At 62.4% G+C, this 12,307-nt stretch carries 14 protein-coding genes; 7 read left to right on the top strand and 7 right to left on the bottom strand.

Features of this window, described 5'->3' with window-relative positions:
* Positions 1-118: 118 nt before the first annotated feature.
* From NKI70_RS04735 to NKI70_RS04710, 6 genes are all read right to left on the bottom strand, one after another.
* The gene (locus NKI70_RS04735; protein ID WP_031212142.1) at positions 119-1,324 is read right to left on the bottom strand and encodes an aminotransferase class V-fold PLP-dependent enzyme; all 1,206 of its coding nucleotides are present in this window, start codon (positions 1,322-1,324) and stop codon (positions 119-121) included.
* Between the two features lie 23 nt (positions 1,325-1,347).
* Positions 1,348-1,809 carry a RidA family protein gene (locus tag NKI70_RS04730; protein WP_352574784.1) on the bottom strand — a complete coding sequence of 154 codons (462 nt, stop codon included), beginning with the start codon at positions 1,807-1,809 and terminating at the stop codon, positions 1,348-1,350.
* Between the two features lie 34 nt (positions 1,810-1,843).
* Positions 1,844-2,638: an amino acid ABC transporter ATP-binding protein gene (locus NKI70_RS04725; protein WP_023678475.1), complete on the bottom strand. Its 795-nt coding sequence runs from the start codon at positions 2,636-2,638 to the stop codon at positions 1,844-1,846.
* Positions 2,639-2,642: 4 nt separating this feature from the next.
* Positions 2,643-3,293 carry an amino acid ABC transporter permease gene (locus NKI70_RS04720; RefSeq protein ID WP_023678476.1) on the bottom strand — a complete coding sequence of 217 codons (651 nt, stop codon included), beginning with the start codon at positions 3,291-3,293 and terminating at the stop codon, positions 2,643-2,645.
* Position 3,294: 1 nt separating this feature from the next.
* Complete coding sequence (locus NKI70_RS04715) at positions 3,295-3,960, bottom strand: amino acid ABC transporter permease (RefSeq protein WP_023678477.1); 666 nt, start codon at positions 3,958-3,960, stop codon at positions 3,295-3,297.
* A 66-nt stretch (positions 3,961-4,026) separates the two neighbouring features.
* A complete protein-coding gene (locus NKI70_RS04710) occupies positions 4,027-4,908 on the bottom strand; it encodes a transporter substrate-binding protein (protein ID WP_352454853.1) in 882 nt (293 codons plus the stop codon).
* Between the two features lie 128 nt (positions 4,909-5,036).
* Between NKI70_RS04710 and NKI70_RS04705 the strand changes: the two genes are divergently transcribed.
* Positions 5,037-5,840, top strand: coding sequence for an IclR family transcriptional regulator (locus tag NKI70_RS04705; RefSeq protein WP_352571992.1), 804 nt, complete (start codon positions 5,037-5,039; stop codon positions 5,838-5,840).
* 34 nt (positions 5,841-5,874) lie between these two features.
* Here the strand turns inward: NKI70_RS04705 and NKI70_RS04700 are convergent, their stop codons facing one another.
* Positions 5,875-6,078 (bottom strand): YdcH family protein, encoded by a 204-nt coding sequence (locus NKI70_RS04700; RefSeq protein ID WP_023678480.1) that lies wholly within the window; start codon positions 6,076-6,078, stop codon positions 5,875-5,877.
* 239 nt (positions 6,079-6,317) lie between these two features.
* Between NKI70_RS04700 and NKI70_RS04695 the strand changes: the two genes are divergently transcribed.
* The 6 genes from NKI70_RS04695 (at position 6,318) to NKI70_RS04670 (ending at position 12,228) form a co-directional block, all read left to right on the top strand.
* Positions 6,318-6,497 carry a YdcH family protein gene (locus NKI70_RS04695; protein ID WP_023678481.1) on the top strand — a complete coding sequence of 60 codons (180 nt, stop codon included), beginning with the start codon at positions 6,318-6,320 and terminating at the stop codon, positions 6,495-6,497.
* A gap of 204 nt (positions 6,498-6,701) precedes the next feature.
* Complete coding sequence (gene ispG / locus NKI70_RS04690; RefSeq protein WP_352724339.1) at positions 6,702-7,955, top strand: flavodoxin-dependent (E)-4-hydroxy-3-methylbut-2-enyl-diphosphate synthase; 1,254 nt, start codon at positions 6,702-6,704, stop codon at positions 7,953-7,955.
* A gap of 4 nt (positions 7,956-7,959) precedes the next feature.
* A complete protein-coding gene (locus tag NKI70_RS04685) occupies positions 7,960-8,814 on the top strand; it encodes a lytic transglycosylase domain-containing protein (RefSeq protein ID WP_352571990.1) in 855 nt (284 codons plus the stop codon).
* Between the two features lie 160 nt (positions 8,815-8,974).
* The gene (locus NKI70_RS04680; RefSeq protein ID WP_352571989.1) at positions 8,975-10,171 is read left to right on the top strand and encodes a phosphoglycerate kinase; all 1,197 of its coding nucleotides are present in this window, start codon (positions 8,975-8,977) and stop codon (positions 10,169-10,171) included.
* A 141-nt stretch (positions 10,172-10,312) separates the two neighbouring features.
* Complete coding sequence (locus tag NKI70_RS04675) at positions 10,313-11,338, top strand: class I fructose-bisphosphate aldolase (RefSeq protein WP_352571988.1); 1,026 nt, start codon at positions 10,313-10,315, stop codon at positions 11,336-11,338.
* Positions 11,339-11,487: 149 nt separating this feature from the next.
* The gene (locus NKI70_RS04670; RefSeq protein ID WP_352571987.1) at positions 11,488-12,228 is read left to right on the top strand and encodes a DUF899 domain-containing protein; all 741 of its coding nucleotides are present in this window, start codon (positions 11,488-11,490) and stop codon (positions 12,226-12,228) included.
* Positions 12,229-12,307: the final 79 nt, after the last annotated feature.

The raw sequence follows: 12,307 nt of genomic DNA, 5'->3' as shown, positions 1-12,307 counted from the left end.
GGCGGGGTGGTTTATTCCGCCCGAAGACTAAAAGTTCATTCACACTGCCGTGATGGCGCACTGGCCCGATGCGAAGCCGGCGCTGGAAGGCACTGGCTCGACCACGCTCTGGCGATGTCTAGTCCGGCCAGCGCAGTGCTCCGGCGGACTGCTTGCGAGCGGGTTTCATCGCATCCGCGGGCCGATCGGCAGCACTCAACACCGCTCGCAGGCGTTCGGCAACGATCTCCGCCTCGCCGGGATGGAGATTGCACGGATCAAGGAAGAAGTGACCGCGCTCGACCTCGTGGTTGCGCACGATCACGGGCGGCGAACCCGCCGCAAGCGCCGAGGCGAGGCCGGCGGCGGTGAAGCGGCTTTCCGGCGCAACAAACACCTGCAGGCGGTCGAGAGGATTTCCGGTCGGATCTGGAATGATACGTGCCTCGATGCCAGGCAGGCCCTGCAATGCGGTTTGCCACAGATGCAGTGCGGCGTCTTCCCGCTGGCGAATGCCGGCATGGTCGCGCCGCTCCCAGGCTTCCAGGGCCGCCATAGTGCCGGCAATGCTCTCCTTGCCGACCTTCATGGCGCGCGCAACGCCCCGGTTCTGAAGATAGGCGGCCCGTACCAGATCCTTGCGGCCGGCAACGATGCCGCTTGTCGGCCCTGAGAGAAATTTGTGCCCGCTGTAGACAACAATGTCGGCGCCGCGCGCCAGAAAGCCACGCAAATCGTATTCCGAGGCGGCGTCGACGATCACCGGCACGCCCTTGGCGTGGCAAATCTCGCAGAACTCCTCAAGCGAGAGCATGCCGTATTGCACGGTGTGGTGCGCAACGACGTAGAGGGCTGCCGCCGTCCGGTCCCGGATCGCCTCGGCAACATGATAATCCTGGGTGACGCTGACCGTGCCGGCAGGCACTGCCTTGGCTCCGGCAAGCCGGATCGACTGGTCGATCGGCGCGCCATAATTGACGATGTGACCAAGCTGAACGATGACCTCCGATTTGAGGCCCTCGGTGTCGTCCGGCAGCCGCTCGATCGCAAGAAGGCTGGTCCCGGTCATCGCGCCGGCAATCGCCATTGTTATGCCGCTGGCGCAGCATGCGGTGATGAAGCCGGCCTCGCCGCCGGTAAGGCGTGCAATCACCCTACTTGCGGCGCGCTGCAGATCGTCCATCTCGACCCATTGCGAGGCCATTTCCGACATTGCGGCAATCGCTTCTGGCACGATGATCGAAGCACCGAGTGCCGTCATCGTGCCGGAGACATTGATGATTGGGCGAAGGCCAAGCCGTTCGCGGATTGTCGTGTTGGAACGGTCAGCGGCATAGGTCGTCATCTCTGTAGATCCTGTTTAAGATTTCAGGCGGCGATCTCGACGACCGCCTCGATTTCAACTGTGATGTTGCCCGGCAGCGAGCCGACACCGATCGCGGAACGGGCATGTCCGCCAAGCGTATCAAAGACGGCCGCGAAAAGATCGGAACAGCCGTTCACCACCTTGGGGTGCTCGCCGAATGTCGGCGTCGCATTGACAAAGCCAAGCAGCTTGACGACGCGCACGATGCGGCCGAGGTCGCCGGCCGCCGCATGCATGACGGCGAGCAGGTTCAGGCCGGTCAGACGCGCATGCCCGTAAGCCTCTTCAACGCTGACATCCTCTCCGACCTTGCCGGTGCAGAGCGCGCCATCGGCGCGCAACGGCCCCTGGCCGGAGAGGAAGATCAGCCGTCCGCTCTCGGCATAGGTGACGAAGTTGGCGATGGGCTTCGGCGGCTCGGGCAGTGTCAGGCCCAATTCCGCGAGCCGGATGTAAGGCGTCATAAAAGCTCCTTGCGACAGCTTTCGCCGTCCGATGTCAAAAATGCGAGGCGCGAAACCGCGCCAGGAAACTGCGAAGGCGTTCATTGTCGAACCCCGCCGCCAGAATCTCGGCGGGTGGTCCGACGGCACTGACGCCGCCATCCGCCATGAAAACGATGCGGCTCGATGCGTCGCGCGCAAAAGCCATTTCATGCGTGACCATCAGCATCGTCATGCCGTCTTCGGCGAGGCTGCGCACGACCTCGAGCACCTCGCCAACCAGTTCGGGGTCGAGCGCCGAGGTTATCTCGTCGAGAAGCAATATCTTCGGCTCCATCGCCACGGCGCGGGCGATGCCGACGCGCTGCTGCTGGCCGCCGGAAAGCTCGGCCGGCAGACTGTCGGCTTTGTGGGCGAGGCCTACGCGGCCGAGCCAGTGCTCGGCAATGGTGCGGGCCTCGGCATTGCTCTTGCCGCGCACCTTGCGCAGGCCAAGCATGATGTTGCCGGCCGCAGTCAAATGCGGAAACAGATTGAAGCTCTGGAACACCATTCCGGTCTCGGCTCGCATCGCCGCCAGGTCGCGCTCGCTGCGTCGCTGGCGTGTTCCCGTCTCGCGATAGCCGACTTCTTTGCCGTCGATACGGATCGAGCCGCTGTCGTAGCTCTCCAGGAAATTGACGCAGCGCAGTAGCGTGGTCTTGCCGCTGCCGGAGGGGCCGATGATAGTCACGACCTCGCCGCGTGTCACTTGCAGGCTGACGGAGCGCAGGACCTCGACGGATCCAAAGGCTTTGGAAACCTCGGTGACATCGAGAAGTGCCGGATTCTGGTGCGAGGCGTTGGACATCGTGCTATTCCCGGATGAAGGAGAAACGCCGCTCCAGGCGCCGGCTGGCCAAGGAGAGGGCGTAGTTGACGGCGAAGTAGACGAGCGCACCGAGAATGTAGAGTGGCATCGCCTCATAGGTGCGGCCGATGACCTGGTTGATTGCCTGCATGAGGTCGGTGATGCCGAGCAGCGAGACCAGCGCGCTGCCCTTCACCGCGTCGGTGACGCCATTGATCCAGGGTGGCAGGAAGCGCCTGAACGCCTGCGGAAAAATGACGTAGACCAGCCGCTGGCGAAAGGTCAGTCCGATCGCCATCGCCGCCTCGGACTGACCCTTGGGAATCGAGCCGACGGCGCCCCTGAGATACTCGACGACTTGTGCGGTCTTGAAGAGGGTGAGGGCGAACACGGCCGCCCAAAAGGATTCCAGATGCAGCCCCACCGCGGGCAGGCCGTAATAGACGAAGAAGATCAGCACCAGGATCGGAATGCCGCGTATGGTGTCGCTGAAGATGCGCACTGCCCAGCGCAGCGGAAAAGGACCATAGACAAGGCCGACGCCCATCAGCACGCCGGCGATGAGCGATAACACCACGACCAGCAGCGACACCCACAAGGTTACGGCAAAGCCTTCGGCGAGGAACGGCAAGGCGTAGATGATCTGGCTCAGCATGTCAGCGCGCCGCCTTGAACCGGCGCTCGACGAGCCGCAGCGCGAAAAGCAGCGTGTAGCCGGTCAACAGGTACATTGCCGTCACCACCAGATAGACTTCGACAATGCGGAACGTGTTGAAGTTGATCCACTGGGCGCCATAGGTGAGTTCGGGTACCGAGATGACCGACGCCACGGACGTATCCTTGAAGAGCGATATGAATGTGTTGGAAAGCGCCGGCAGGGTTATGCGCAGCATCGTCGGCAGGCGCACATCGAGCAGCCTTTGCCATGGCGTCAGGCCGATTGCCTTGCCGGCGTCGAGTTGACCGCGCGGCACCGCCTCGAGCCCCGAGCGAAACACCTCGACCAGGTAGGCGCCGCTGTAGAGCGACAGCGTGGCAATGAATGAGGTTTGCGCGCTGTAGGCAATGTCGACCACCGTCGGCAAGCCGTAGAAGACCAGATAGACGAGCAGGATCAGCGGCACGTTGCGGATGAACTCGACATACCCCGCGATGATGGTCCGCACCGCACGTCCGGCCGACACGTACCAGACCGCCAGAACGAGCCCGATGACGATGCCGATCGCGATCGAGATGACGGCCAGTTCGAGGCTTAGCAGCAGTCCGCCCCAGAGCTTGTCGAAATGCCGCCAGATAAGGTTGAAGTTGAGAGTATAACCCATGCGTCCTCGTCATGGAGGGCTGTGATGAGAGAAGGCGGAAGGACGTTGTCCTTCCGCCTGCTTGCATCAAATGACCGGGAAACCGGGATGGCGCGCCGGCGGCTCCTGTCCGAAATAATCCTTGAACGCAGCGTCGTAGAGTGCCGTTTCATGGCCGAACATGGCGATGGTGAAGGTCTGGTTGACGAAGGTCAGCCAGTCGAGGTCGCCCTGCCGCAGCGCGGCACCATAAAGCATCGAGAACCAGCTCTTGCCGGCATCGAAGTACTTATCCGGATTGCGCGAGGCGAGCCAGCGCACCGTTGACAGATCGACCGCGGCGGCGTCGACGCGCTTCGATTCCAAGGCCTGCAGCACGTTGGCCTGCGTGTCTATCTGCATCACCTGCGACTCCGGCAGGACGATATGCACGTTAGCCTCGGCATCGACATTTTGCAGGATGGAAATCCGCGTTGCCGAACCGCCGGCAAGCAGCTTGTCGAAGGTCTTGTTTTCGGCGTTCGGAAGGGTCAGCAAGGCGATGCCTTCGACGTAGTAGGGTCGGGAGAAGTGGATCAGCTGCGAGCGCTGGGCGGTCATGGTCATGAACTGGATGGTGATGTCGACCTTGTTGGTGGTCACGTTCGGAATGCGCTGAGCCGGATCCTGCATGACGAATTCCACTTTGGTCGGATCGTCGAAAAGCCCCTTGGCGAGGATGCGACCCATGGTGATGTCCATGCCTACCAGTTCGCCGGCGTCGTTCTCGAAATGCCAGGGCGCGTTGGTGCTGCCGGTCCCGACGATCACCTTGCCGCGCTCGAGGACGGTGCGCAGCAGGCTGTCCGGCGCTGCCTGGGCCGCCGCTTTCTGAACGTCGACCGCGGTAGCGGCGCTCATCACTCCGGCCGTTGCAAGCCCGGCCATTCCCAGTTTCAGAAATTCACGCCTTTTGGATATGTCGTTCACGGCGACCTCCTTTCGTGTTGAGTTCCCCTTTGGACCAGCAGTACAGGCATCGGTTGCAACTGACGTCATTGTCCCTTACAAGAGACGCCTGTACTCTGTACAAGACAGATTAACATCAGGGATCGATAATGCAAGATGGCAATGCCTTGGCCGCTCGACCGGACATCGGTCTGGACGAAGACAAGAACTCGGGCTCTCGGGAGAAGGGTCTCAACCGGGTTCTCCAGATTTTGGAGTTTCTCCACACGACCCAGCGTGCGATCGGCATTGGCGACCTTGCCAGAGGGGTGAATGCACCGCGGTCGACGACCTATACGCTGGTGCGCTCGCTGGTCGACGCAGGCCTGCTGGAAATGGCCGGGGACGGCAATCGGGTCTATTTCGGAAAGAAGCTTTATCTCTACGGAATGGACTATGTGCGGGGCAACGACCTGCTTAGGCGAGGGCGCCAGGAAGTCGACCATCTGTCACGCGAGACCGGCGAGACCTCGGAGTTGTGCATGCTGCAAAGCGGCCGCTACACCATCGTCCATTCAAGCCCGGGAACGAGGCCATTCCGGATCAGCTCGGCGACGGGTCTGCAAATACCGCTCCCCTGGACAGCTTCCGGGCGACTGCTCCTCGCCGGCTTCGACAGGGCGGCGATCGAGGATATGGTCTCGGAAGACGATCTCGTGCTGCCGGACGGGCGCAGATTGCAGCTCGATGATTTCATAGACGACATCGCCGTCGCCAAGTCGGCCGGCTACTGCGTCACCTCCGGCCTTGTCGATGCCTACACGAAATGCCTGGCCGCGCCGGTCTTTTCAGCGCCGGGCAGGGTCGAGGCGACGATGTGCCTGGTGGTTCCCATCGATACCTCGACCGAAAAGACCGATGACCTGATAGAGCTGTTGCTCGAGCGCGCCGCGCGGCTTTCGATCGCGGCATAGGCCGCCTTTCCAGCAGGCCAGCGCCGGCGTCCGTTCAAGCGATAATGTCTGGAATGATCTTGTCTTCCAGCGCCATCAGCCTGTCCTTAAGGAAGAGCTTCTTTTTCTTCATGCGCTGGATCTGCAGCGGGTCGCAATTCATGGCGATCATCGCATTGATGGCGGCGTCGAAATCGGCGTGTTCCTGCTTCAGCCGGGAATATTCGAGGCGGATATCTGCCTGTTCCTGATCGGACATTTTTACCGTCTGCACGTCTGCGGCGCCCAAACTATGGGCCTGATTGGGCGGGACCGGGTCTTCTTGCACCGGCGCGCAGCCCATATCACATTTCATATTGGCGTGGAATGCTACCACGCAGCATTCGACATCGGTGCGCGATGGTGGCACACTGTCATTATGCCGTCACAGAAGCGAGCCTGCGGTGGACGTGCCATGACGGCTGCAATCCGAGGAAACCATGAAAGGGAGAACCAATCATGTCTCTTGCATCCCATCTTGATGAGCTGCAGCGGAAACACGGCGACATCGAACGGGAAATCGACGATGCGATGACCCATCCATCGGTGGACGACCTCGAAATCGTGAATCTCAAGCGGCGCAAGCTGGCGCTCAAGGACGAGATTGAAAAACTGAAGGCGAAACCGACGACGCACTGACGCCCTTCCAGGACTAGCCACGCCGCCCGGCGCGTGATTTCTTTCCGGTGGTATGTCTCTATGCTGCCGGAAACGCCTATGGATTTGCGGCAAGCTGCCGTCTTGTTGTTTCCGATTTGCTGGGCCTGCGCGCCAGTCGCCATTGACAAGCCATCTTTGCTCCTCCACCTCATGCCCGGACCTTCAAGATTAAAGGCAGCCGGCATGACCGGATATTTTTCCTCACCCTTCCCGCGCCGCAGGTCGGTCGGTGTCGATGTCGGCGGCGTGATGGTCGGCGGCGGCGCCCCAGTCGTCGTCCAGTCGATGACCAACACCGACACGGCCGATACCGACCAGACGGTCGCGCAGGTGGCGGCGCTGCATCGCGCCGGCTCCGAGATCGTGCGCATAACGGTCGACCGCGACGAAAGCGCTGCCGCTGTGCCGGCCATCCGCGAGCGACTGGAGCGGCTCGGCATCAACGTGCCGCTGGTCGGCGATTTCCATTATATCGGCCACAAGCTCCTGGCCGATCATCCGGCCTGCGCCGCGGCCTTGGCCAAGTACCGCATCAACCCCGGCAATGTCGGTTTCAAGGACAAGAAGGACCGGCAGTTCGCGGCAATCGTCGAGATGGCGATCCGATACGACAAGCCGGTGCGCATCGGCGTCAACTGGGGTTCGCTCGACCAGGAGCTGCTGACCCGGCTGATGGATGACAACCAGGCCCAAGGCTTTCCGCTGACCGCGCAGGAAGTGACGCGCGAGGCAATCGTGCAATCGGCGATCCTGTCGGCCGAAATGGCCGAAGAGATTGGCCTTGCCCGCGAGAAAATCATCCTGTCGGCCAAGGTCAGCGGCGTGCAGGATCTGATCGCCGTCTACACCGAGCTTGCCACCCGTTCCGACCATGCGCTGCACCTCGGCCTGACGGAGGCGGGCATGGGCTCGAAAGGCATTGTCGCCTCGTCTGCGGCCATGGGCATCCTGCTCCAGCAAGGCATCGGCGACACAATCCGCATCTCGCTGACGCCGGAGCCGAACGGCGACCGCACGCGCGAGGTGCAGGTGTCGCAGGAGCTGTTGCAGACCATGGGCTTCCGGCAGTTCGTGCCGATCGTCGCCGCCTGCCCGGGCTGCGGCCGCACGACCTCGACCGTGTTCCAGGAGCTTGCCCAGAACATCCAGGCCGACCTGCGCAAGAACATGCCGGTGTGGCGCGAACAATATCCCGGCGTCGAGAACCTCAAGGTCGCGGTGATGGGTTGCATCGTCAACGGTCCGGGCGAATCCAAACATGCCGATATCGGCATTTCGCTGCCCGGCACCGGCGAGATGCCGACCGCCCCGGTATTCGTCGACGGCAAGAAGGCGGCGACGCTGCGCGGCTCATCGATTGCCGCGGATTTCGAGAAAATGGTCGCCGACTATATCGAACGGCGGTTCGGGCAGCACGACAAAGCCGCGGCGGAGTAGTTGAATGCGGCGTTTGCTCGGCGCGGCGCTGGTTCTCATTTGCGGGCTGATCTGGGCGACAGCCGTTCAGGCCGATCCACCACGGCCCGCCAAAAAGAAGCTGATCGACCAGGTTTGCAACCTGATCGAGGCCCATGCCGACCGGAACGGGCTGCCCAGGGATTTCTTTGCCCGGCTGATCTGGAAGGAAAGCCGTTTCGATCCCAATGCGGTCAGCCCGGTCGGCGCCGAAGGCATTGCCCAGTTCATGCCGGGCACCGCCAGGATACGCGGCCTCACCAATTCGTTCGATATCGAGCAAGCGATCCCGGCCTCGGCAAAATATCTCGCCGAACTGAAGACCGGCTTCGGCAATCTGGGCCTCGCCGCAGCCGCCTACAACGCCGGCGAGACCCGGGTGTCGCGCTGGCTGAATTCCGGCGGCTTCTTGCCGATGGAGACCGAAAGCTACGTTCTGGACGTCATGGGCGAGCCGGCCGACAACTTCACCAATACCGCCTACGCCGGCGTCATCCGGCCGCTCGACAAGAAGGCGAGTTTCGCTGCTGCTTGCCGTGAGCTGCCGGTGATCATGTCCAGAACCGTGCCGATGTCGTCGATCAACATCAAGCCGTGGGGCGTGCAGGTGGCCGGCAATTTCCGCCGCGCCGCGGCGCTCAATCAGTGGAGCAACGTGAAGCGCCGGTTTCCAGCCTTGCTCAGCGGTCGCGATCCGGTGGTCAGCCGGGTGCGCACACCGATCGGCAGGCGCGGCATCTATGCGGTGCGGATCGGCGCCGACACCAAAGCCAAGGCCGACGATATTTGCCAGAAACTGCACAGCGTGGGCGGCGCATGCATCGTGGTGCGCAATCGGTAAGCCATATGTCGGTGCGTTTCGCGCCATCGCTGCCATCTTGTTCCCCGTGGGCACTTCGTCCTCGATACGTGAATCATATTTTCGGTGAACCGTCAGGCAGGTCTTGCATCGTTGTCGATGCGGGGTAAGGTCCCCGCGATTTTTCGCGAAAGGGATCAGCATGGCCGGCTTCAAGACACTGGACGACATCGGCGATATCAGCGGCAAGCGTGTGCTGGTGCGTGTCGACCTCAACGTTCCCGTCACCGAGGGCAAGGTCACCGACGCCACCCGCATCGAGCGCATTGCGCCGACTATTGCCGAGCTCTCCGGCAAGGGAGCCAAGGTCATCCTGCTTGCCCATTTCGGCCGGCCCAAGGATGGACCGGCGCCGGAATTCTCACTCGAACCGATCGCCAAGGCGACGGCGGACGTGCTCGGCCGTCCGGTTGGCTTTGCCTCCGACTGCATCGGTGACAAGGCGGCAAATGCCGTCGCCGCCATGGACAGCGGCGACGTGCTGCTGCTCGAGAACACCCGCTTCCACAAGGGCGAGGAGAAGAACGACCCGGCCTTCACCGAAAAGCTCGCCGCTAACGGCGATATCTTCGTCAACGACGCCTTCTCTGCTGCGCACCGTGCCCATTCGTCGACAGAAGGGCTGGCGCATGTGCTGCCGGCCTTCGCCGGCCGCACCATGGAGGCCGAGCTCGATGCGCTGGAAAAGGGGCTTGGCAATCCCGTCCGCCCGGTTGTCGCCATCGTCGGCGGCGCCAAGGTCTCGACCAAGATCGACCTGTTGATGAACCTGGTGAAGAAGGTCGACGCGCTGGTCATCGGCGGCGGCATGGCCAATACGTTTCTAGCGGCGCGCGGCACCGACGTCGGGAAATCCTTGTGCGAGCGTGATCTCGCGACCACCGCCAAGCAGATCATGATCGAGGCGGCCGAGGCCGGCTGCGCCATCATCCTGCCGGTCGACGGCGTCGTCGCCAGGGAATTCAAGGCGGGCGCCGCCAGCGAGACCGTCGCCATAGCGGACGTGCCGGCCGACGGCATGATCCTTGATGTCGGCGCAAAGACCGAGAAAACCATTGCCGAATGGATCGACCGTGCCGCGACGCTGGTCTGGAACGGACCGCTCGGCGCCTTCGAGATCGAGCCGTTCGACCATGCGACGGTGGCGACGGCCCGGCACGCTGGGGCGCGCACCAAGGCCGGCAAACTGGTTTCCGTCGCCGGCGGCGGCGACACGGTAGCGGCACTCAACCATGCCGGCGTCGCCGACGATTTCACCTATGTCTCGACGGCCGGCGGCGCTTTCCTCGAATGGATGGAAGGCAAGCCGTTGCCCGGCGTCGACGTCTTGAAGCGCTGAGCGCGGCCGCAAGAGCAGCGTGAAGGAGTGCGCCCGCGACTTTCAATCGATTCGCGCTTGTTTGACAAAATGGTTCGACTTGAACCTGCGTTGCTCTGGTGGTCTGCTGGGCGCGGATCAATTCTTTCAGGAGAAGCAAAAATGAGCGAACGTCTCGAGGACATTGCCGCCGCGATGGTGGCCGATGGCAAGGGCCTGCTGGCCGCCGACGAAAGCTCCGGCACCATCAAGAAGCGCTTCGACGTCATCGGCGTCGAATCGACCGCCGACAGCCGCCGCGACTATCGCGAGATGATGTTCCGCGCCAGCGATGCGATGACCAAATACATTTCCGGCGTCATCCTCTATGACGAGACCATCCATCAGAAGGCCGCCGACGGCACGCCGCTGGTCGACATCATCAAGGCATCAGGCGCCATCCCCGGTATCAAGGTCGACGCCGGCGCCAAGCCGCTGGCCGGCTTCCCCGGCGACACCGTCACCGAGGGCCTCGACGGCTTGCGCGAACGCCTTGCCGAATACTACAAGCTCGGCGCCCGCTTCGCCAAATGGCGCGCGGTGATCGACATCGATGTTGCCAAGGGCGTGCCCTCCGCCACCTCGATCGGCTCGAACGCCCATGCGCTCGCCCGCTATGCAGCGCTTTGCCAGGAGGCCGGCATCGTGCCGATCGTCGAGCCGGAAGTGCTGATGGACGGCGCCCACGACATCGACACCTGCTACGAGATCAGCAAGGCGACGCTGACAAAGCTTTACACGGAACTCTATGCGGCGCGCGTCGTCCTCGAAGGCACCATCCTGAAACCGAACATGGTCCTCGCCGGCAAGAAGTCGGGCAAGGTCAGCAGCCCCGAGGAAGTCGCCGAAAAGACCATAAAACTGTTCCGCGAGACGGTGCCGGCCGCGATCGGAGGCATCGCCTTCCTTTCGGGCGGACAATCTGACGAGGAGGCGACCTCCAACCTCAACGCCATCAATGCCATTGGCCCGCATCCGTGGAAGCTGACCTTTTCCTACGGCCGCGCCTTGCAGGCCGCTCCGCAGAAGGCGTGGGGCGGCAAGGCGGCGAACGTCGCCGCCGCCCAGGCCGCCTTCGCCCATCGCGCCCACATGAACCATCTGGCAGCGCTTGGACAATGGCAGCCGACGCTTGAGCAAGCCGCCTGACGGAATTCAGGTTGCGTTCCCTCCGACCCGGGCCTTTGCCCGGGTTTGTTTGAAAGCAGCAAGGTCTGCAATTTCCTGCAACTAAAAATGCAGCTCGGTGTCGGCATTCCTCGCTGCCGATCGTCCTCCGTGAAAAGAGGAGCAGACCTATGCCAAACAACAAGACCGTATCGCAGGAAGAGTGGTTTCAGGCGCACAAGGCGCATCTGGCGCGCGAAAAGGAATTGACGCGCTTTCGCGATCGTGTCGCCGCCGAACGCCGCGAACTGCCGTGGCTGAAGATCCGCAAGGACTACGTCTTCGAGACCGAGCAAGGGCCAAAGAAACTGCCCGACCTGTTTGGCGGCAACAGCCAGCTGATCGTCTACCATTTCATGTTCGGCCCCGGTGCCGACTATCGTTGCGAGGGCTGCTCGTTTCTTGCCGACCACATTGACGGTGCCAACCAGCATCTCAGGCACCACGACGTCTCGCTCGTGGTGGTTGCGCGGGCGCCGCTGGCCGAGCTTCTGCCCTACAAGCAGCGCATGGGCTGGAAATTCGACTGGGTGTCGTCGTACGCTTCGGACTTCAACTTCGACATGCAGGTGTCATTCACCGACAAGCAGATCGCGGCCGGCGACACGACCTACAATTTCGAGCGGCGTGCGCGGCAATCGAAGGATCTTCCCGGCACCAGCGTGTTCTATCGCGACGAGAAAGGCGACATCTTCCTGACTTTTATCTCGCGCTCCAGAGGCGGCGATCCGCTGATCGGCACATATCACTATCTCGACCTGACGCCGAAGGGTCGCAACGAAACCGGTCCCCACCATAGCCTGGTGGACTGGGTGCGGCTGCACGACGAATATGCGGATACGCCCGAGATGCAGGACAGCTGCTGCCATTGACGACGGGCGGTCACCCAAGGTCTTTCGCCTTCGGCCCGACATGCGCTAAGTGCTGTTCGCTATGCCCTAAAAGGGACTT

Origin of the sequence: Mesorhizobium sp. M0500, from assembly GCF_040321165.1 — a bacterium.
Classification (GTDB): Bacteria; Pseudomonadota; Alphaproteobacteria; order Rhizobiales; family Rhizobiaceae; genus Mesorhizobium.
The sequence above is the reverse complement of the archived record's forward strand: the minus strand, read 5'-3'. Positions and strand labels throughout refer to the sequence as shown.